Source organism: Burkholderiales bacterium, from assembly GCA_036262035.1.
In the GTDB taxonomy this organism is placed as follows: Bacteria; Pseudomonadota; Gammaproteobacteria; order Burkholderiales; family SG8-41; genus JAQGMV01.
Map to the genome: position 1 here is coordinate 16110 of DATAJS010000003.1, position 19274 is coordinate 35383.

Genomic DNA, 19274 nt, shown 5'->3' on the forward strand with positions numbered 1-19274 from the left:
CGCATGGACCTGCGACAACCTTTTGTTCTTACAGGCTATGCAGCCGCTTCGCGGACGATGCTGTCGTCGATCAGCGTCGCCAGCTCGTCGCGGCTGCGCGCCGTGCGATGCTGCACCCGCGCGAGCCACGGTTCCTGTCGCTGGAAGACGCCGAGCAGGTCGGGTGCGAGCTTGCCGGGGTAATCGAAGCAGTGCCAGGCGTTGCGGACCACTTCGATGTCGAGCCCAGCCGTCTGCGCGACGAGCTTCTGAGCGCGCTCGGGATCGCTCTTCAGCCGCTGCGTCGCCGTCTGCAGCGCACGCACGAACGCGACGATCTCGCTGCGGATCGCCGGATCTTCGAGGTGCCCGCGTTTGGTGCAGACGCTGAATTTCTCGGTGTAGAGGGCGGGATCGTAGAGCTCCACCGCGTCTGCCGCGATGAGGTGCTTCGCGCGCTGCACCTGCGGCTCCCACAGCGCGACCGCGTCGATCTCGCCGGCCTGCAAAGCCTCGGGCAGTCGCGAGATGGGGTTCGTGGTGTGCGCCATGAAATGCACGAGATGCACATCGCCGATGGCGAGGCCGACAGTGCCCAGCATGCGTTCGAGGAAGAACTCCGCGGACGATTCGCGCTGCGTGCCGATGCGCTTGCCGCGAAGGTCGGCCAGTGTAGCGATACCCGCCGAGCGCCGCGCGACGATGCGATAGGGACATTCGGCCAGCGTGAAGATGAAGCGCATGTCCGGGTGCCGCGCCGACGCGCGCAGCGCCTGCGTCTCCGAGTTCGTCGCGAGGTGCGAGTTGCCCGCAGAGCCCAGGCTCGCGAGATCGCTCGACTCGCCCCATAAGGACATCACGCTGCCGTGCTCCAGCACGGTCCTGCCCGGATAGATCTCCGCCGCCGCGAGCAGCACCGGCGCCATTTCGAGCAGTGACAGGTTTCCGTAGACGCGCAACGCTTCCATGACCATCCCTCCAGTGCCCGAAGCATGCCTGCAGGACTTGCGTTAAGCTAGCCCGAGCAGCGTTGCCGTCGAAGTCTGTACCATCCAATAAGGAGGAGACTCATGAGCACGCAGTCGCGCGGTGTCGTCCGTTCCCTCGTATTCGCCTGTCTTGCCGCGGCCCTTCCGGGCCTTGCACACGCCCAGCCCTATCCATCCAGGACCATCGAGTGGATCTCGCACTCGTCGGCCGGATCGGGAACCGATCTCTTCAACCGCACCGTCAGCGGCATGATGGAGAAGGAAAAGATCCTGAACGTGCCGTTCATCCACTCCAACCGCGTCGGCGGCAACGGCGTGATCGCGTACCAGTACGTCAAGAGCAAGAAAGGCGACCCCCACGTCGTCATCGCGATGTCGGTCACCGTGATCCTGACCCAGTCCGCGCTGCCCGATACCGGGCTCGCGCTCGATTCGCTGACGCCCATCGTCCGATTCGCGCAGGACCCGCAGGTCGTCGCGGTGCGGACCGAATCGAAGTTCAAGACCTACAAGGAGCTCGTCGCCGCCGCGAAGGACGGGACCGTCACGGCGGGCATCACCGGACCCACCGGCAGCGGCCGCGCGGCGCTGTATTACATCGAGCGCGACACCGGAGCGAAATTCAGATACGTGACCTTCAAGGGCGGCGGCGACGCGGTGCTGGCGACGCTCGGCGGCCACGTCGAGGTGACGACCGAGAACATGAGCGAGATGCTGCCGCTCGTCGAGGCGAAGAAGATGCGCATCCTCGCGGTGACGGGCGAGCGGCGCTTCAAGCAGGTGCCGGACGTCCCGACGCTGAAGGAGCTCGGCTACAAGACCGTGGTCGCGACCGGGCGCGGCTTCGGCATGCCGCCCGGCGTGCCCAAAGAGGCCGCGGCGACGATGGAAGCGGCGTTGAAGCGCGTGTACGACAGCAAGGAATACAAGGACTACGCCGACCGCAACATGTTCGAGGACGCGTATCTGAACAGCGCCGATTTCGCGAAGCAGCTCGTCGTGCAGCGCGCCGAGCAGATCGAGTTCCTGAAGGCGATCGGCATCGTGAAGTAGATGCGCGCCATGCGCCGGAGCGACGCCACTTTGCCGCCGACACGTGGTCCAATACGCACCGGCATCCTCATTGCCAGGAGAGGCACATGGCACCATCGATCAGACTGCTCTTCGCGACGTGCGTCATCGCGCTCGCGTCTCACGCGACCGGCGCGTCCGCGGACGACAAGGCGGACTATCAGAAGCGCGTCGCGACGCGCTTCGTGAATCTGTTCCAGGAGCTGGACCGCGACCGTGACGGCCGCGTGACGCGAGCGGAAGCGTCGGGGGATCTCAACTTCCTTCCCTCGTTCAACGACATGGACATCAATGGCGACAACGCGGTCACCACCGAGGAGCTGCGCCGATTCCTGGAGCTCACGATCGGCGTGACGACCGTGACTGCGGCGGCGCAGTAGCCGCTCAGTCGCCCGGCGGCGGCAGGCTCGCCAGGGTCGGCCCGGTATATGCGTTCGACGCCGCGCGCGGGGTCCAGCGCGGCGTCTCGGCGCGCCGTGGCGCGATTCCCACGTGCGTCACCGTTCGCGTGACCGGACGCTCGGCGGTGAAGTCGGCTGCTGGGAGCGACGCGTCGACGCTGAACCGGCCGGTGCCGAGCACCCTCTGCTGCGACAGCCTCCACGACTCGGCGTCGACGCGCGAGAGGTCGCTGAACCGCGGCGTCTCGGGTTTGAATGTCCGGGACGGGTCGCCACGCTCGTACAGCGAATAGGCGAACACCGCGGCGAGCGCCGCCAGTGCGGACAGGGCGATGACGTGGCCGGGGATTCCGGCGCGTGTGGTTGACGGCTTCTTCATGACGAGCTCGCTCCGAAGGGATGACCTGGGGCGGCAACCTCCGTGCCCGGGTGGGGTCAGGTCCACATTTTCAGGGAAAATGTGGACCTGACCCCATTAACTGACCCCATTTAACAACCGACGCGAGCGGAACGATGAGCGAACGGCAGGAGGAGCTTTCATTCACGTATTTCCCCGAGAACTACCGCTGGTCTCACGGCCTGCTGATCGGCCTCAACGCCGCGCCGTGGGGCGGGGCGGAGATCGGCGAGGTCAACCGCATCGGGCTGCGCCTGAAGCCGCACCTCGGCGACGACAAGGCGTGGTTCCGCGAATGGTCGCGTGAGGCGCAGAAGGTCGAAGGCGAAGGCCGGCGGCTGCTCGCCGAAGGCAAGCACGCGAGCGCCGCGAGCTATCTCCTGCGCGCCGCGAACTACTATCACGTGGGCGAGCGTTTCCTGATCCCGAAGACCGAGGGGCTCGCCGACTACAAGCGCGGCGTCGATTGTTTTCGCGATGCGGCCAAGCTGATGAAGCGGCCGCGCATCGAGCACGTCGAAGTGCCGTACGAAGGCAAGTCGCTGCCGGCGATCCTGGTGCACGCGGAGCACGGCGGTGAGAAGGCGCCGGCGATGGTGTTCTTCGACGGCTTCGATATCACCAAGGAGATCCAGTACTTCAAGGGCGTGCCCGACCTCGTCGCGCGCGGCATCGCGTGCCTGATCGTCGACGGTCCGGGCAACGGCGAGAGCCCGCGCTTTCGCGATCTCTATCTCCATCACGAGACCGAGCGCTACGCGACCGCCGCTTACGACTATCTCGCGGGGCGCCGGGAGATCGATCCGAAACGCATCGGCGTCATGGCGATCAGCCTCGGCGGCTATTACGCGCCGCGCGCCGCGGCGTTCGAGCCGCGCTTCGCATGCTGCGTCGCCTGGGGCGCGCAATGGGATTACTACGACACGTGGAAGCGCCGCTTCGACGCGCTCGACAGCGGCCGCACGCCGTCGCTCTCGGTCGCTTCGGAACACCTCCTGTGGATCTTCAACGTGAAGACGCGCGAGGAGGCGATGAAGAAGCTCGAAGGCTTCCGCCTCGACGGCGTGGTGCAGAAGATCGCGTGCCCGTTCCTGCTGCTGCACGGCGAAGGCGACGAGCAGATCCCTCTGCCGCTCGCGAACAAGGTCATCGACAACGTCGGCTCGAAAGACAAGACGCTGAAAGTCTTCACGCGCGAGGAAGGCGGCTATCACCACTGCCAGATCGACAACGTGAGCATCGGCGCCGCCTACATGTGGGACTGGATCGAGAGCCGCCTGAAATAGGAGCAATGCATGACCGCTTTGACGATGTTCGAGAAGATCTGGAACCGCCACGTCGTCGCCGACGAGGACGGTGAGGTGCTGCTGTACGTGGACCGCGCGCTGATCCACGAAGGCTCGTCGCACGCCTTCGACAAGCTCACCGAGCAGGGACGCAGGGTGGCGAGGCCACACCAGGTGTTCGCATTCACCGATCACTACGTGCCGACCACCGGCCGCGACAAGGGGGTCGAAGGCATCGCGGTCCCCGAGATCCGCAACATGGTGAAGAAGCTGCACGCCGAGACTGCGAAGCACTTTGTTACGCTCTTCGGCATCGACGACCCCCGGCAAGGCATCCTGCACATCGTGCCGCCCGAGCAGGGCATCACCCAGCCGGGACTGCTCATCTGCGGCGCCGACTCGCACACCTCGACCCACGGCGCGTTCGGCGCGCTCGCGTTCGGCATCGGCGCCTCCGAGATGATGCACGTGATGGCCACGCAGATGATCTGGCAGCGCAAGCCCAAGACCCTGCGCGTCACCGTCGACGGCGCGCTCGCGCGCGGCGTCGCCGCCAAAGACGTGATCCTCGCCATCATCGGCAGGATCGGGATCGGCGGCGGCGCGGGCCATGTGATCGAGTACGCCGGCTCGACCTTCGCTGCGATGACCATGGAAGCGCGCATGACCGTGTGCAACATGTCGATCGAGGCCGGCGCGCGCGCCGGGATGATGACGCCGGACCAGACGACGTTCGCGTATATGGAAGGCCGTCCCTACGCACCGCACGGTGAGGCGTGGCAGCGGGCGCTCGCGCTGTGGAAGACGCTGCCGAGCGACGCGGGCGCTGCCTTCGACAAGGAAGCAAAGCTCGACGCGGCGCAGATCGCGCCGATGGTGACGTGGGGCACCAACCCCGAACAGACGCTGCCGATCACCGGCGCGATCCCCGATCCGCGCAGCGCAGACAGCGAAGAGCGCCGCGCCGAGCATGCGATGGCGCTCGACTACATGGGGCTCGCGCCGGGCACCGGTATGGAAGAGATCGCGATCGACCGCGTGTTCATCGGCTCGTGCACCAACGGCCGCATCGAGGACCTGCGTGCGGCGGCGGAAGTGGCGCGCCTCGGACGGGCGAAAGTGCCCGCATGGGTGGTGCCGGGATCGCGCACGGTGCAAGCCCAGGCCGAGCGCGAAGGGCTCGACCGCGTGTTCCTGGCCGCGGGATTCGAATGGCGCGATCCGGGCTGCTCGCTGTGCACCGCGATCAACGGCGACCAGCTCGAGCCGGGCGAGCGCTGCGCATCGACGTCCAACCGCAACTTCCGCGGCCGGCAGGGCACCAACGGGCGCACCCATCTCGTGAGCCCTGCGATGGCGGCCGCCGCCGCGATCTCCGGACACCTCGTCGACGTCCGCAACCTGCTTTCGTAGGAGTCCCCATGCAGCCGTTCACCACCCTCACCGGCATCGCCGCGCCGATCGACGAGCCCAACGTCGACACCAACCAGCTCTGCCCGACGCGCTTCAACAAGACGCCGCGCGGTCCTGCGTACGCCCGCGTGCTGTTCCACGACCTGCGCTTCGACGCCGAAGGCAAGGAGAAGGATTTCGTGCTCAACCGCGAGCCGTATCGCCGCGCGCAGATCGTCGTCGCCGACCGCAACTGGGGCTGCGGCTCGTCGCGCGAGAGCGCGGTGTACGCGCTCTACGAGTTCGGCATCCGCTGCGTGATCGCGTCGAGCTTCGGCGACATCCACGCCAACAACTGTTTCAAGAACGGGCTGCTGCCGGTGGTGTTGAGCGACGAGGCGGTGGCTTCGATCCGTGCGCAGATCCATGCCGATCCCGGCGCGGCGATGACGGTCGATCTCCACGCGCAGACCGTCACCGATCCCGCAGGCGGCGTGCACCGCTTCACGGTTGACCCGGTGCGCAGGAAGTGCCTGCTCGAAGGCCTGGACGACATCGCGCGCACGCACCAGTATGCGGAGCGCCTGGCGATGTTCGAGGACGTGTATCGCGAAGAGCGGCCGTGGTTGTTCGATAACCCGAGGTAACGTTGAATGTTCGGTAAAGTCGTTGTCGTGTCAGTGGTGCTCGCTGTAGCCGGTCCCGCAATCGCCCAGCAGTATCCCTCCAAACCCGTCCGCATCATCGTCCCGACCGCCCCGGGCGGCGGCGCCGATTTCGTCGGGCGCCTGCTCGCGCACGGTCTGAATCAGTCGCTGGGGCAGCCGTTCATCGTCGACAACCGCGGCGGCGGCGGAACGACCATCGGCGTGACGCTCGCCGCGAAGTCGCCGCCCGACGGTTACACGCTGCTCCTCCAGCACAACAGTCTCGCGTTCAATGCGACGTTCTATCGCAAGCTTCCCTACGACACGGTGAAGGACCTCGCGCCGATCACGCTGATCGCGACGCAGCCGTATATCGTGGCGGTGCACCCGTCGCTGCCGGTGCGCTCGGTGAAGGAGCTCGTGGCGCTCGCGAAGGCGCGGCCCGGCCAGCTCGCGTACGCCTCGGGCGGCGCGGGCAGCGGCCCTTACATGGGCGCGGAGCTTCTCAAGCACGCGGCGAAGATCGACGTGCTCCACGTCCCTTATAAAGGCGCCGGCCCCGCATTCGCCGACCTCATGAGCGGCGAAGTGCAGATGATGGTCGTCACCATGTCGACGGCGCTGCCGCACGTGAAGAGCGGCAAGGTGCGCGGCCTCGCGGTCAGCAGCGCGAAACGCGTGCCGGCGGCCCCCGGACTGCCGACGGTGGCCGAAAGCGGCGTTCCCGGTTACGAGTTCGCGGTGTGGTACGGCCTCTTCGCGCCCGCCGGCACGCCCGCGGCGATCGTCGCGCGGCTTAACGAGGAAGCGCCGAAGGTCCTCGCGGCGCGCGACGTGCACGACAAGCTCGTCGCCGGCGGGCTCACGCCGCTGCGCACCTCGCCCGAAGAATTCTCCGCGCTCATCCGGCGTGACATCGCGAAGTGGGCGGCGGTGGTGAAGGCCGGCAACCAGTACGCGGACTAGAATTCCGGGTCGGAGTCACATTTCGTCCGAAAGGCACGTCAGGCGGGTTTGAAGGTGCGATACAGCAGCGCGGTGTAAGCCTCCAGCTCGTACAGGGCCTCGTCGCTGATCGAGCGCATGCGCGCGCGGCGCTTCGTGCGCAGCTCGGTCTCGGTCGCTCCCGTCGTTGCGGCGACGAGCTTTCTGATCTTCGACAGGTCGGCGTCGTTCGCGCTCTTCGCGCGAACCCAGTCGATCTGCTCGACGAGCTTCTTCGCTTCCGCACGGATCTCCGCAGGCGATGACTGCGCCGTTGCCTGTGTCCTCAGCTCTTTTTCGGCCTGCGGAGTAGCTGCGTAGAACAATGCGCGGAGCAGCGTACTGCGCGCGGTCGCATCCTGCTCGGCTTTCAGGCGTTCGACCAGCCGCGGGACGTACCTCGACTCCTCCTGCACCAGCAGCGGATAGGTATAGGCGTAGTTCTGGCCCAGCCGCAGGGCGTGCGGGACGACGAAGACCGAGTACTTAGGCTTGCCCAGCATCTTCGACTGGAGATCGAAGGTGTCCACGCCTCGCATCGCGAGCGCGTGCAGCGTGTAGAAATACGGCGTGTGCTGGATCTCGCTGAGCGAGCACTTCTCGATCGACTTCAACCCGAGGGCCTGATCGGCGGCCTGCTTAGACTTGGCGAGCAGCAGCATGCCGCCGTCGCAGTAGAGCATCTCGGTCGCGCCGTCGGCAGCGAGCGCCGCACGCAGCGCGGCCCCGTAGGCCTGGGGCGCTTTGTCGTAGCGATCCCACAGCGCCGACAGCGTCGGCGCGCGCTTGGCCTGCTCGTCGAACGACATCTTCGACGGGTCGAAGCCGTAGGTGCGCGTGATGTCTTCGCGTGCGCTGTCGGCGGTCGGCTGTTGCGCGTGTGCCGCGCAGACGCACAGCCAAAGACACGGCAAGACGACGATCGCTCGGAGCATGCTGTCCTTTCATCGATTCGACCCGGGTTCGCTGCTATTATCCCCGCCTCCCCCGCGGCGCGCGTGCCGCGTCTGTACAGGACTACCCCTCATGAGTTTCTTCTGGCAAGGCCGTCTCGGCGAGAAGCCGAGCGATCTCCTCAAACATTATTACGCCGAGACCATGCGCGAGCCGCTGTTCCTCGAGGCGCTCCATCAATGGGACAAGGCTCAGGTCGTCGTCCTCGGCGAGCAGGGCATCGCGCCGGACGAGGCGATCGCCGCGCTCCTGAAAGCCGTCGGCGAGATGGAGAAGGAAGGCGTGGTCGAAGCGCGCACCGCGCTGTGGAACGTGATCCACGGCGGCGAGGAATACATGCGCAAGTTCGCCGAGGAGGAGAAGTCGGGCTGGCTGCACCTCGGGCGCTCGAGCCCGTCGCTCCGCGTGGTCGCGTCGCGCATCGCGTTCCGCAACCTCCAGCTCCAGATCATGGCGTCCGCGCTCGACATGCGCGCGAAGATCATCGACGTGGCGGAGCAGCACGTCGAGACGCTGATGCCCGGCTACAGCTACATCCAGCACATCGAGCCGGGCACCTTCGGCTTCTACCTGATGTCGTTCGTCGAGCCCTTCGAGCGCGACTTCAGGCGCTTCGAGCTCGCCTACGGCAACACCAACATCAGCGCGGTCGGCACGGGCGCGGCGTACGGCATCGAGTTCCCGCTCGACCTCGAGCGCTTCGATGCGCTGCTCGGCTTCGACGCGGCGCCGTGGAACGCGCGCGACTCGATCCGCAACTACGATTACCTGATCGAGACCTACATGGCGCTCGCGCTGATGCACAACACGCTCGGCCGCATCGCCATGGATTTCCTGATCTGGCACAGCTCGGAGTTCGACTTCATCCGGCTTCCGGGGCGGCACAGCATCACTTCGAGCATCTCGCCGCAGATGCGCATCCCGTACGTGCTCGAGTTCATCCACGGCACCAGCGGCCTCATCACCGGGCGTCTGATGGAAGCGCTGGCGATCACCAAGACCGCCTCCGACCAGCTCGAGATGGCCACGATGCTGCCGGCCGAATTCTGGAAATGCGCCGACGAATCGCGCCGCGCGATGGACGCGTTCACCGATTCCCTGGCCGACATGCAGATCAACAAGGAGCGCATGGCGCAGTGCGCGAACGACCACTGGGGCCAGGCGAGCACGATCGTCGGCTTCCTCGTGAAAGAGCACGGCATGTCGTACCGCACCGGCCACCAGGTCCTGGCGCACATGATGCGCGAGGTCGCCGATAAAAATATCCCGCCGTCGCAGGTGAAGGCGGACATGCTGGAGCAAGCGGTCGAGCAGTACACCGGGAAGAAGATCGGCGTCACGCAGGAGACGCTCGACCGCCTGTTCGACGCGATGGAGTGCGTGCGCGAGCGGAAATACCGCTCGGGCGCGGCGCCCGAGCGCGTGCTCGAGCACATCGCCGCGGCGCGCAAGAACGTCGCCGAAGACCGCACGTTCGTCGTGTCGCGCGTGGAAAAGCTCGAAGCATCGCGCCATCGCCTCGACAGCGCGTTCGCGGAGCTCAAACGCCGGCACAAAGTGAGCTGATGGCCGAGCGTGACGAGCTTCTGCGGAAGCTCACCGACTACGTCTGCGACGGCCCCGCGCCGTCGGCGGCGGCGATGGATACCGCGCGGCTGTGCCTGCTGGATGCGCTGGGCTGCCTCGCGGGTGCGCTGGACGCGCCCGACATCGGGCCGATTCTCGGTCCGCTGGTCCCGGGCACGGTCGTGCCGCTCGGCTGCCGCGTCCCGGGCACTGCGTACGAGCTCGATCCGGTGCGCGCCGCGTTCAACACCAGCGCGCTCATCCGCTGGCTCGACTTCAGCGACACCACCCAGCGCGGCGGACATCCCTCCGACGGCATCGGCGCGCTGCTGGCGTGCGCGGATCACGTCGGACGCCGCGGCGCTGCGGTCACCATGCGCGAGGTCTTCGAAGCGATGGTGCGGACGTACGAGATCCAGGGCGTGATCGCCGAAACGGTGAAGCTCGACTCGCCGGCGGTCGGGCTCGATGCAGTCTTCGGGGTCAAGCTCGCGTGCGCGGGCGTAAGCGCGCGCCTGCTCGGCGGCGATCGCGAAGAGGTGGCGAACGCCTTCTCGAACGCGGTGATGGACGGCGGCACGCTGAATGCGTATCGCCAACTGCCGAACACCGGCACGCGCAAAGGCTGGGCGGGCGCCGATGCTGCGAGCCGCGGCGTGTGGTTCGCCATGCTGGCGGTGGCAGGCGAGATGGGTTATCCGCGGCCGTTCACCGCAACGCCGTGGGGTTTCGAGAGCGTGATGCTCGACGGCAAGCCGCTGGCATTGCCGCCGCTCGGCTCGTCGGTGATGGAGAACGTCATCTTCAAGCTGGTCCCGTGCCAGCGGAACGGCTCGACCGCGGCCGAGGCGGCGATCGCGCTGCATCCTCGCGTCGGGGCGCGCCTCGAGCAGATCCGCGAGATCGTCGTCCATACCCATTCCGAGGCGATCGAGCGCATCGACAAGACCGGGCCGCTGCCCAACGCGGCGGCGCGCGATCACTGCCTCCAGTTCATCGTCGCCGCAGGGCTGGTATTCGGCGAGATCACGTCGGAGCATTACCACGAGCCGCTCGCGCTCGATCCGCGGATCGAGCGGCTGCGTTCGATCATGCGCGTGGTCGAGGAGCCTGCCTATACGCGCGGCTATTTCGATCGCGCGATCATGAGCTGCGCGAGCGCGGTGGAAGTGGCTTTCACCGACGGCACCAAGACCGGGCGCATCGAAGTGACCCATCCGGCGGGCGATCCGCAGCGTCGCGCCGACGCGCTTCCCAACGTGCGCAACAAGTTCAACGCGCTCGCCCGCAAGCGCTGGAGCGAAGAGACACGACATTCACTGCTCGAGCTGTTCGAGACGCCCGCGCGACTGGGCGCGATGCGCGTCGGCGAATTCCTCGAGCGACTCACCGGAGACTGAACCATGAACCGATATCTTTTTCTCATTCCGCTCGCTGCCGCGACCGCGGCCGGCGCCGCCGAGCAGGGCGCTTTCCCGAGCAAGCCGATCCGCATCGTCGTGCCCATCGCGCCGGGCGGCAGCACCGATACCATCGCGCGGCTCCTCGCGACCAAGCTCGGCGAGCGCATCCCGCAGCCGGTGGTGATCGACAACCGGCCGGGCGCCGGCGGCAACATCGGCACCGACCTCGTCGTGAAGTCGCCGCCGGACGGCTACACCGTCGTCGCGGCGAACGTGTCGTCGGTGGCGATCAACCAGAGCCTCTACAAGAAGATGCCGTACGACCCGATCAAGGATCTCGCGCCGATCACGCTGCTCGCGGTGTTCCCGAACGTGATCGTCGTCCATCCGTCCTTTCCTGCGAAGAACCTGAAGGACCTGATCGCGCTCGCGAAGTCGAAGCCGGGCGGGCTGACGTTCGCGTCGGCGGGTAACGGCAGCTCGACGCACCTGTCGCCCGAGCTTCTGAACACCATGGCGGGCATCAAGATGACGCACGTGCCGTACAAAGGCGGCGGACCCGCGCTCGTCGCGGTGCTGTCGGGCGAGGTGTCGATGTACTTCAGCAGCGTCGTCGCCGCCGCGCCCCAGGTGAAATCGGGCAAGCTGGTGCCGATCGCGGTGACGAGCAGCAAGCGCTGGCCGCTGCTCCCCGATGTGCCCACCGTCGCCGAATCGGGCCTGCCGAAGTACGAAGCGCTCAACTGGATCGGCCTGCTCGCGCCGGCGCGCACGCCGCCCGCGGTGCTCGACTGGTGGAACAAGCACGCGACGACGATCTTCCAGGAGAAGGAGTCGCTGGCCCAGCTTGCGGGACAGGGCGCGCAGGCCGAGCCGATGAGCCGCGACCAGTTCGCCAAGTACCTCAAGGCCGAGGCGACGAAATGGGCGGCGGTGGTCAAAGCCTCCGGCGCGGTCGTCGACTAACCTAAAATCCGGGTCAGAGTCACATTAACGCTGAGAAATCTGACTCTGACCCGGATTAACGGCGTGCTCGCCACTGCCGCCACACGATCCACGCCGCCCAGCCGATCGCCGCGCCGAGCATCGCTGCGCCGAAGCGGTGGACGGCGTAGCCGACCGGTTGCGCTTTGGCGAGCAGACCGAGATCGGCGAGCACGTCGATGAAATCGTGCGAGCCGGTGTCGCCGGTGCGGCCGGTCAGCAGGATGTGCTGCGGCTGTCCGGCGTCGTAGACGTAGGGCGCGATGTCCATCACCGCCACCGCCGACCACCACAGCATCACCGCCGCGGCGAACGGATCGCGGTTCTTCACGAGGAAGATGCCGCCGAAGACGAGCGGCAGTCCCGCCTGGAACAGCGAGCCCCCGAGCATCGTCATGAACTCGCCGAAGGGCCGGAAGAAGATGTGCCCGAACTCGTGGATCGGCACCATGGGCAGGTGCATGAGCGACGACGCCATCTCCCATGACGGCACGTCCATCGCGGCGAGCTTGATGCCGTAGAGCACGAGCGCGGCGAGCAGCGCGGCGCGGACGTACACGTGCAGCGGCTCGACGTGATCCGGGACATGAAACAGAAGCGCTCTCACGCGCTCGCCGAGTGTGAGCACTTCGTCGTCCGCGTCTTCCCTGACGCGCGACGGCAGACGGCTCACGCGCGCCTGAAGATACTTCGCGAAGATGAGGCCGCACGCGGGGCAGGTCTCGGCGCTCGCGGTCGCTTCCTCGGGCGTGCGCTCGTGGCCGCACTTGGGGCAGATCTTGTAGGTGAGGGCCATCAAAACAAACCGGGGTCAGACCCCGTCAGTCCTTGCCGGTTTGGGTGTGGGGCGCGTCGACCGGCTTCGATTCGGGCGAGCCGCGCTGGCGCAGCCAGATCGAGAGCAGCACCATCGAGCCGACCGCGAGGAACTCGCTCTGCCAGTTCTGGAACGATTCGAACCAGAAGCGCGACGTGCCGAGGTACTGGAGCGTCGTCACCTGCTCGGTCTTGCCGTGGTCGCGCTGCTCCTGGTTGTATTGGCGCGCGCCGCCCGCGGCGTGCAGGAAAAAACACGCGAGGAAGAGGATGAGGAAGGCGAGGCTGAGCGAGTTCTCGTAGACGCGCAGCACCCAGCCGCCGCGCCGCACCGGCCACGGCGCATCCTTCCTGTTCCCCGGCTCTCGCGGGTCGTGGTCGACCGCTTCCTCCTGGTAGGGCTTCTTCGATTCGGCGGAGCCTTTCTGATAGAGGAACGTGGTGAGCACGACGAACATGAACATCTGGAGGAACTCGGACTCCCAGTTCTCCATCGTCGCTTCGACGAAGTGCGGCGTGGTGAGGTACTCGACGAACGTCGCTTCGGGGCGGCCGTGATCGCGCTGGTCGTCGTTGTATTCGATCTGGCCGAAGATCGTCTGGCCGACGAGGAAGGCCGCGAACAGCACGAGCCATACGATCGACAGGCCGTTCTCGTGGAAGAAGCCGCCTTTGCGGACGTGTCTCGATTTCATGACGCCCTCGAACAAACCAGGGTCAGACCCCGAAAAAGCCGGGGTCTGACCCTATGCCGGGGTCTGACCCTATGCCGGGGTCTGACCCCATTTATCGGATCGTTGCGCTCAGCGTCTCGGCGAGCTCGTGCAGCACCTTGTCGCGCTCGGCGCCGCTCTTGTGGATGACCGCTTCGACCTGGCCCGAGAGCGCGCGGCGCTCTTCGTCCGAAAGCTCGAGCGCGCTGACGACGATCACCGGGATCTGCTGCCACTCGGGTTTCCTGCGCAGCTCGATGAGGAAATCGAAGCCGTTCATCTCCGGCATCATGAGATCGAGGATGATCGCGTCGGGCTTCGAAGCCTGCACCCGCTCCAGCCCGATGCGCCCGTTCTCGGCTTCGCTCGTCGTCCAGCCCATGCGCTCCACCGCGTCCTTCATGACGTGGCGCGAGGACTCGTCGTCTTCCACGATCAACAGCGAGCCCGCGTTGCGCCCGCACACGGTGCGCAGCACGGTCGCGAGGCGCTCGCGGTTGACCGGCTTCACGAGGTAATCCGCCGCGCCCAGCGTGTAGCCGCGCTGCTTCTCGTCGACGATGGTGATCAGGATCACCGGGATGTCGTGCAGCGCCGGATCGCCCTTGATCGCCGCCAGCACGGTCCAGCCGTCGATGTCCGGCATCATCACGTCGAGCGTGATGGCGGCGGGGCGCTGTTCCTTCGCGCGCGCGAGCGCTTCGACGCCGTTCGCGGCGGTGATCACGCCGTAACCCTGGCGCTCGAGGAAGCGGCGCATGAACTCGCGCACGGTGTCGTCGTCGTCGACCACGAGCACCGTGTTGCCGTTGCCCTTCGCCGCCGGCACGCGCGGCGCGATCATCGGCTGCTGCGGCGAAGGCTGCTCCGCCTTGGCCGTGCTCGCTGCCGGGAGCTCGATCGTGAACGTCGAGCCGACGCCCGGCGTGCTCTCGACGGTGATGTCGCCGCCCATCATACGGCAGAAGCGGCGGCTGATCGCGAGACCGAGGCCGGTGCCGCCGTAGCGCCGCGTGGTCGACGCGTCCGCCTGCTCGAAATCCTGGAACAGCCGCCCGAGCTGCTCCGGAGTCATGCCGATGCCGGTGTCGCGCACCTTGAAGACGATGCGGTCGCCGCCGCTTGCGTGCTTGCGCTCGGCGGTGATGTGGATGTGGCCTTTCTCGGTGAACTTGACGGCGTTGCTCGCGAGGTTGAGCAGCGTCTGGCGCACGCGAGTGACGTCGGCGTGCATCTCGCCGATGTCGGCCGAGCATTCGACGTGCACCTCGTTGCCGTTCTTCTGCGCCATCGGCTGCACCGTCGCCGCGATCTCCTCGATCAGCGGCGCGATGGTGAAGTGCTCGGGGTGCAGGTCCATCTTGCCCGCTTCGATCTTGGACAGATCGAGGATGTCGTTGATCAGCGCGAGCAGGTGACGCGCCGCGCGCAGGATGCGCTCGAGCGGCTCGATCTCGTCGTCGCGGCCGAGGTCGGGCGCGTCTTCGAGCAGCATCTCGGTGACGCCGATGATCGCGTTCATCGGCGTGCGCAGTTCGTGGCTCATGTTGGCGAGAAACTGCGATTTGTGGCGGCTGATCGCCTCGAGCTCGAGGCTGCGCGTGTCGCTCGCGTGGCGGCGGATGAACTGGCCGACCTGGCTGCCGATCATGCGCACCGCCGCGAGCAATCGATCGTCGGGCTCGCGCACCTTCGTGCTGTGGAAGGAGAGCACGCCGATCGCCTTGCCTTCGGCGGTGACCGGAAACATGATCGTGCCGTGCATGCCGGCGTCGCGCGCCACGCCTTTGCTGAGGCGCGGGTCCTTGGTGATGTCGGTCACCCAGTCGGGCTCCGCGGATTGAAGCACGCCGCCGATCAGCCCCTGGCCCGGCGTGTAGGTGAGCTCGCGCGACGAGTCGATGAATTTATCGAGGCCGGGGCTGGGCACGTGCCAGTACTGGTCGAAGGTCGCAACGCCCGCCTGCTCGTTCCAGCCGAAGTAGCGGCCGCACTCCCAGCCCTGCGTCTCGCAGATCGAGCGCACGACGGTCTTCAGCGCTTCGGGCACCGTCTCGGTGCCGGCGATGCATTGCGCGACGCTGTGCTCGAGCCTCAACAGTTGCTCCGCGCGCTGCCTTGCGGTGACGTCGCGCGCGATGCCGCGATAGCCTTTGAACGCGCCGTCCTCGAAGATCGGCTTGCCGCTCGTGCTGATGTAGCGCAGCTCGCCATGCGCGTCGATTCGCCGGAAGTAGAAATCGAGGAAAGGCTCGTGCGCGTCGAGCACCGCCTTGTGCGCGTCCCAGCTCCCGCCGTTCTCGATCGGCTGGCCGTCGAGGTCCCAGCGCGTCCTGCCGAGGTAGGGCGTGACGTCGATGCCCGTCTGGTGCGCGATCGCGCCGCGGAACGTCGTGAAACGGTGGTGATCGTCCGATTCCCAGTACCACTCGCGCGACAGCTCGAGGACGAGGTCCAGGCGTTCTTCGGCAGTTTTCGGATCGGCGACGGTGTCCATCGGCAAGCGTCTCGCAGCGGTTTTCTCGGCGGAGGAACTTAACACAAGCGCGTGCTACCCTGCCATGAAACCGGCCGTCATCCCCGCGAAGGTGACGCGCGGCGTCATCCCCGCGAAGGCGGGGACCCATTTTGATGTTAACCGTCGAAATGGCTCCCCGATCGCGTCCGCTACCGCGGACAGGTCGGGGACGACGCGACCTATGTCGCGTCGGCTGCCGTGGGTCGGGAATGACGACATCACCTGGAGACGCCGTGTTCGATATCCGTTTATCGGAAGAGCAGCGCGAGTTCCGCGACCTCGCGCGCAAGTTCGCGCAGGAGGAGATCAAGCCCAAGGCGATGGCGTTGGACCGCGAGCCCGACTGGGAGAAGCGCGTGCCGTGGGAGCTGCTGAGAAAAGGCTCGCAGCTCGGCTTCCGCACTTTCGTGCTGTCCGAGGACAACGGCGGCGCGGGCATGGCCGATCACCTCACGTCGTGCCTCGTCGCCGAAGAGCTCGCGGCCGGCGAGCTCGGCACCGCCTACTACTTCATGCTCACCGCGCGGCGCGCGCGCGACTGGTTCGAGCTGCGCATGACGCCCGAGCAGAAGGCGTACTTTCTGCCGAAATTTCTCGACGACGATCTCTTCTTCACCACCGTCGCCATCCACGAGCCCGACACCGACGTGGGCTTCGATTACTTCGCCGAGACGCCCGACGTGAAGCTCAGGACGCGCGCGGTCGAGCAGCCCGACGGCTCGTGGCTCATCAACGGCGCGAAGAATTTCCAGACGGTCGGCTATCTCGCGAAACTCTTGGTGGTGCTGGCGCAGACGCCCGAAGGGCCGAAGCCGTTTCTGGTCGAAGGCAATTCGAAGGGCCTGGTGCGGCGGCCGTTATCCAAATTGGGTCGACGCGTCGGCGACAACGCCGAGATCTTCTTCGACGACGTGCGCGTGCCGAAAGGCTACATCCTGCCGCCTGCGCCCAAAGGCCGCGCCGACATGGGCACGCATCCGACGATCGCCGCGCTGACGCTGGGGCTCGGGCGCGCGGCGCTCGAAGAGACGATCAAGTACGCGCAGGAGCGCGTGTCGGGCGGCAAGCCGATCATCCGGCATCAGGCGATCGGGCTGCTCATCTCGGAGATGGCGATGCACCTCGAAGCCGCGCGGCGTTTGATCTGGACCGCCGCTTGGGTGAAAGACCATCCCGAAGCGATCGAGGACGGCAGCGTCGAGGCCATGCCTTACGAGCACATGGCGACCGCGTTCGTCGGCACCGCGGTCCAGCGCATCACCGAGCAGGGCATCGAAGTGTTCGGCGGCATGGGAGTGATCCAGGGTATGCCGATCGAGAAATACGTGCGCGACGCGCACGTGCAGAAACACATCTCGTTCCCGTTCCCTTCGCGCTTCAAGGTCGCCGAGGCGCTCGCGGGATTCAAGAGAAAGATTCCGCCGTTTGTGGGCGCGAACTGAGTCTTGGAGGTCAAAAGCTTCAACACGGAGGACACGGAGGAACACGGAGGGCACGGAGGAAAGCCAAACGGTCGGGACGCCTGGCGTGGACATGCTTGTCATGGCCGGGCATTCGCGGCCGAAGTGGTTTTCCTCCGTGTTCCTCCGTGCCCTCCGTGTTAACGCTTTGTTTTTGGCGTTTAAGGCACCAGGACTACTTTGCCGAGCGTCTCGCCCGCTTCCATCATCGCGTGAGCCTTCGCCGCTTGCGCGAGCGGCAGCACCGTCGCGGGCGGCGGGCGCACCTTTTCTTCGGCCATGAGATCGATCGCGCGCTGCATCAGCGAGCGCCGTAACTCACGCTCGTGGTCGAGCGTGTGTATCGAGTAGACGCGCACGCCGAGGCTCTTGCCCGGGCGCTTGCGCATCGCGCCGAAGAGGTCCGCATCGGGCATCAGCCCACCGAGGACGGCGAACGAGACCAGCGTGCCGAGCGGCGCGAGCAGGTCGAGGTTCGCGGTGAAGGCCGCCGCCGGCCCGCCCATCGCGTAGACCACGTCGACGCCGCGATTCTCCGTCAGCGCCATCACGCGCTCGCGCAAGTCTTCTTTGCCGCGGATGAGCACATGCTCGATGCCGGCCGATTGCGCGAAGGCGCGCTTCTCCTCCGACGAGACGATGCCGATCGCCTTCATCCGGTCGCAGAGCGCGAGCTGAAGCAGTGCGGTGCCCACGCCGCCGCTCGCGCCGTAGCACACGACGCTGCGCGGCTTGCGCACGCCCGACTCGTAGAGCAGCGCGCCCGCGAGCTGATAGTTCGCCAGGCTCACCGCGTCGCGCGCATCGATCGATTCGGGCAGCGCGAACAGCGCGCTCGCCGGCACGCAGATCGCCTCGGCGTAACAGCCGCCGCGGAAAGGAAGCTCGCGCGAGCTGACCAGGACCCGCTGGCCCTCGACAAACCGAGGGTCAGATCCCGAGGGGTCTGACCCTGGTTTTCCCAAGGCCTCGACCACCCCCGCCATCTCGTTCCCGGGCGTTGCCGGCAACGGCGGCATCCACGAATACACCCCTTTTCGCACGAGCAGGTCGGCGCTGCTGATGCCGATCGCCTCGGCGCGCACGCGGACTTCGCCGGGCCTGGGCTGCGGCAGGGGCTTCTCGACGACCTCGAGCACTTCCGGGCCGCCGCCTTTCTGCATCTCGATGGCTTTCATGGCGTTATGATGGTTTCGAGGAGGAGGGCCGATCATGCAGCGATTCCATGGTATCGCCGCGGCGCTCGTCGTGCTCGCCGCGCCCGCTCAGGTCGTCGCACAGGGATATCCGTCCAAGCCGTTCCGCATGATCATCCCGTTTCCGCCCGGCGGCGCGACCGACATCACCGGCCGTTACGTGGTGCACAAGCTCGGTGTGCCGACGATCGCCGAGTCCGGTTACCCCGGTTTCGAGGTGACCTCGTGGTGGGGCGTGCTGGTGCCGTCCGCGACGTCGAAAGACATCGTCGCGCGCCTCAACGCCGAGATCGCGAAGATCATGGCCACGCCCGACGCGCGCGATCGCATCGGCGCGCTGGACGCGGACATCCTCACCACCACGCCCGAGCGCTTCGCCGCCTACATCAAGGCCGAGCAGGCGAAGTGGGGGCAGGCGATCCGGGGGAGCGGGGCGCGGGTGGACTGACGGGAACTGTTCACGGAACCGGCGCATCGAATCGTGCGCGCCGATTTCCAGCGTGACATACTGAATGGGG

General features: G+C 66.6%; 18 protein-coding genes. 11 read left to right on the forward strand and 7 right to left on the reverse strand.

Features of this window, described 5'->3' with window-relative positions; all coding sequences use genetic code 11:
- Positions 1-35: 35 nt before the first annotated feature.
- Positions 36-947 carry an ABC transporter substrate-binding protein gene (locus tag VHP37_01300; protein HEX2824955.1) on the reverse strand — a complete coding sequence of 304 codons (912 nt, stop codon included), beginning with the start codon at positions 945-947 and terminating at the stop codon, positions 36-38.
- Positions 948-1049: 102 nt separating this feature from the next.
- Here VHP37_01300 and VHP37_01305 point away from each other — a divergent pair, with 102 nt between their 5' ends.
- Together VHP37_01305 and VHP37_01310 are read left to right on the forward strand one after the other, a co-directional pair.
- Positions 1050-2021, forward strand: coding sequence for a tripartite tricarboxylate transporter substrate binding protein (locus VHP37_01305; GenBank protein HEX2824956.1), 972 nt, complete (start codon positions 1050-1052; stop codon positions 2019-2021).
- Positions 2022-2107: 86 nt separating this feature from the next.
- The gene (locus VHP37_01310; protein HEX2824957.1) at positions 2108-2419 is read left to right on the forward strand and encodes an EF-hand domain-containing protein; all 312 of its coding nucleotides are present in this window, start codon (positions 2108-2110) and stop codon (positions 2417-2419) included.
- A gap of 4 nt (positions 2420-2423) precedes the next feature.
- Here the strand turns inward: VHP37_01310 and VHP37_01315 are convergent, their stop codons facing one another.
- Positions 2424-2819 carry a hypothetical protein gene (locus VHP37_01315; GenBank protein HEX2824958.1) on the reverse strand — a complete coding sequence of 132 codons (396 nt, stop codon included), beginning with the start codon at positions 2817-2819 and terminating at the stop codon, positions 2424-2426.
- A 134-nt stretch (positions 2820-2953) separates the two neighbouring features.
- Here VHP37_01315 and VHP37_01320 point away from each other — a divergent pair, with 134 nt between their 5' ends.
- The 4 genes from VHP37_01320 to VHP37_01335 are packed head-to-tail and all read left to right on the forward strand — an operon-like array spanning position 2954 to position 7128.
- Complete coding sequence (locus VHP37_01320) at positions 2954-4123, forward strand: alpha/beta fold hydrolase (GenBank protein HEX2824959.1); 1170 nt, start codon at positions 2954-2956, stop codon at positions 4121-4123.
- Positions 4124-4132: 9 nt separating this feature from the next.
- Positions 4133-5536 carry a 3-isopropylmalate dehydratase large subunit gene (gene leuC, locus VHP37_01325; protein ID HEX2824960.1) on the forward strand — a complete coding sequence of 468 codons (1404 nt, stop codon included), beginning with the start codon at positions 4133-4135 and terminating at the stop codon, positions 5534-5536.
- An 8-nt stretch (positions 5537-5544) separates the two neighbouring features.
- The gene (leuD, locus tag VHP37_01330; GenBank protein HEX2824961.1) at positions 5545-6162 is read left to right on the forward strand and encodes a 3-isopropylmalate dehydratase small subunit; all 618 of its coding nucleotides are present in this window, start codon (positions 5545-5547) and stop codon (positions 6160-6162) included.
- A 6-nt stretch (positions 6163-6168) separates the two neighbouring features.
- Complete coding sequence (locus VHP37_01335) at positions 6169-7128, forward strand: tripartite tricarboxylate transporter substrate binding protein (protein ID HEX2824962.1); 960 nt, start codon at positions 6169-6171, stop codon at positions 7126-7128.
- Between the two features lie 38 nt (positions 7129-7166).
- Here VHP37_01335 and VHP37_01340 read toward each other — a convergent pair whose 3' ends face one another.
- Positions 7167-8081, reverse strand: a complete 915-nt coding sequence (locus VHP37_01340) for a hypothetical protein (GenBank protein ID HEX2824963.1) — start codon at positions 8079-8081, stop codon at positions 7167-7169.
- Between the two features lie 91 nt (positions 8082-8172).
- Between VHP37_01340 and VHP37_01345 the strand changes: the two genes are divergently transcribed.
- The 3 genes from VHP37_01345 to VHP37_01355 are packed head-to-tail and all read left to right on the forward strand — an operon-like array spanning position 8173 to position 12035.
- Entirely contained in the window at positions 8173-9666 is a 1494-nt protein-coding gene (locus VHP37_01345; GenBank protein HEX2824964.1) for a lyase family protein, read from the forward strand.
- The gene (gene prpD / locus VHP37_01350) at positions 9666-11066 is read left to right on the forward strand and encodes a 2-methylcitrate dehydratase (GenBank protein ID HEX2824965.1); all 1401 of its coding nucleotides are present in this window, start codon (positions 9666-9668) and stop codon (positions 11064-11066) included. The genes VHP37_01345 and prpD overlap by 1 nt, the downstream gene beginning before the upstream one ends.
- 3 nt (positions 11067-11069) lie before the next feature.
- Positions 11070-12035 carry a tripartite tricarboxylate transporter substrate binding protein gene (locus tag VHP37_01355; GenBank protein HEX2824966.1) on the forward strand — a complete coding sequence of 322 codons (966 nt, stop codon included), beginning with the start codon at positions 11070-11072 and terminating at the stop codon, positions 12033-12035.
- Positions 12036-12090: 55 nt separating this feature from the next.
- Here VHP37_01355 and VHP37_01360 read toward each other — a convergent pair whose 3' ends face one another.
- From VHP37_01360 to VHP37_01370, 3 genes are all read right to left on the reverse strand, one after another.
- The gene (locus VHP37_01360) at positions 12091-12849 is read right to left on the reverse strand and encodes a hypothetical protein (GenBank protein HEX2824967.1); all 759 of its coding nucleotides are present in this window, start codon (positions 12847-12849) and stop codon (positions 12091-12093) included.
- Between the two features lie 25 nt (positions 12850-12874).
- On the reverse strand, positions 12875-13564 hold the full coding sequence (locus tag VHP37_01365; GenBank protein HEX2824968.1) for a DUF6766 family protein: 690 nt from the start codon (positions 13562-13564) through the stop codon (positions 12875-12877).
- A gap of 91 nt (positions 13565-13655) precedes the next feature.
- Positions 13656-16079 (reverse strand): response regulator, encoded by a 2424-nt coding sequence (locus VHP37_01370; protein HEX2824969.1) that lies wholly within the window; start codon positions 16077-16079, stop codon positions 13656-13658.
- A gap of 254 nt (positions 16080-16333) precedes the next feature.
- Here VHP37_01370 and VHP37_01375 point away from each other — a divergent pair, with 254 nt between their 5' ends.
- Positions 16334-17542, forward strand: coding sequence for an acyl-CoA dehydrogenase family protein (locus VHP37_01375; GenBank protein HEX2824970.1), 1209 nt, complete (start codon positions 16334-16336; stop codon positions 17540-17542).
- A gap of 179 nt (positions 17543-17721) precedes the next feature.
- On the opposite strand, the gene VHP37_01380 is transcribed toward VHP37_01375, so the two are convergent.
- Positions 17722-18738, reverse strand: coding sequence for a zinc-dependent alcohol dehydrogenase family protein (locus tag VHP37_01380; protein ID HEX2824971.1), 1017 nt, complete (start codon positions 18736-18738; stop codon positions 17722-17724).
- Positions 18739-18772: 34 nt separating this feature from the next.
- Here VHP37_01380 and VHP37_01385 point away from each other — a divergent pair, with 34 nt between their 5' ends.
- Entirely contained in the window at positions 18773-19204 is a 432-nt protein-coding gene (locus VHP37_01385; protein HEX2824972.1) for a tripartite tricarboxylate transporter substrate-binding protein, read from the forward strand.
- The last annotated feature ends 70 nt before the right edge of the window (positions 19205-19274 follow it).

Coding starts and splice junctions, on each gene's coding strand:
- VHP37_01300 (HEX2824955.1), bottom strand. CDS start 947: ATGGAAGCGTTGCGCGTCTACGGAAACCTGTCACTGCTCGAAATGGCG.
- VHP37_01305 (HEX2824956.1), top strand. CDS start 1,050: ATGAGCACGCAGTCGCGCGGTGTCGTCCGTTCCCTCGTATTCGCCTGT.
- VHP37_01310 (HEX2824957.1), top strand. CDS start 2,108: ATGGCACCATCGATCAGACTGCTCTTCGCGACGTGCGTCATCGCGCTC.
- VHP37_01315 (HEX2824958.1), bottom strand. CDS start 2,819: ATGAAGAAGCCGTCAACCACACGCGCCGGAATCCCCGGCCACGTCATC.
- VHP37_01320 (HEX2824959.1), top strand. CDS start 2,954: ATGAGCGAACGGCAGGAGGAGCTTTCATTCACGTATTTCCCCGAGAAC.
- leuC (HEX2824960.1), top strand. CDS start 4,133: ATGACCGCTTTGACGATGTTCGAGAAGATCTGGAACCGCCACGTCGTC.
- leuD (HEX2824961.1), top strand. CDS start 5,545: ATGCAGCCGTTCACCACCCTCACCGGCATCGCCGCGCCGATCGACGAG.
- VHP37_01335 (HEX2824962.1), top strand. CDS start 6,169: ATGTTCGGTAAAGTCGTTGTCGTGTCAGTGGTGCTCGCTGTAGCCGGT.
- VHP37_01340 (HEX2824963.1), bottom strand. CDS start 8,081: ATGCTCCGAGCGATCGTCGTCTTGCCGTGTCTTTGGCTGTGCGTCTGC.
- VHP37_01345 (HEX2824964.1), top strand. CDS start 8,173: ATGAGTTTCTTCTGGCAAGGCCGTCTCGGCGAGAAGCCGAGCGATCTC.
- prpD (HEX2824965.1), top strand. CDS start 9,666: ATGGCCGAGCGTGACGAGCTTCTGCGGAAGCTCACCGACTACGTCTGC.
- VHP37_01355 (HEX2824966.1), top strand. CDS start 11,070: ATGAACCGATATCTTTTTCTCATTCCGCTCGCTGCCGCGACCGCGGCC.
- VHP37_01360 (HEX2824967.1), bottom strand. CDS start 12,849: ATGGCCCTCACCTACAAGATCTGCCCCAAGTGCGGCCACGAGCGCACG.
- VHP37_01365 (HEX2824968.1), bottom strand. CDS start 13,564: ATGAAATCGAGACACGTCCGCAAAGGCGGCTTCTTCCACGAGAACGGC.
- VHP37_01370 (HEX2824969.1), bottom strand. CDS start 16,079: ATGGACACCGTCGCCGATCCGAAAACTGCCGAAGAACGCCTGGACCTC.
- VHP37_01380 (HEX2824971.1), bottom strand. CDS start 18,738: ATGAAAGCCATCGAGATGCAGAAAGGCGGCGGCCCGGAAGTGCTCGAG.
- VHP37_01385 (HEX2824972.1), top strand. CDS start 18,773: ATGCAGCGATTCCATGGTATCGCCGCGGCGCTCGTCGTGCTCGCCGCG.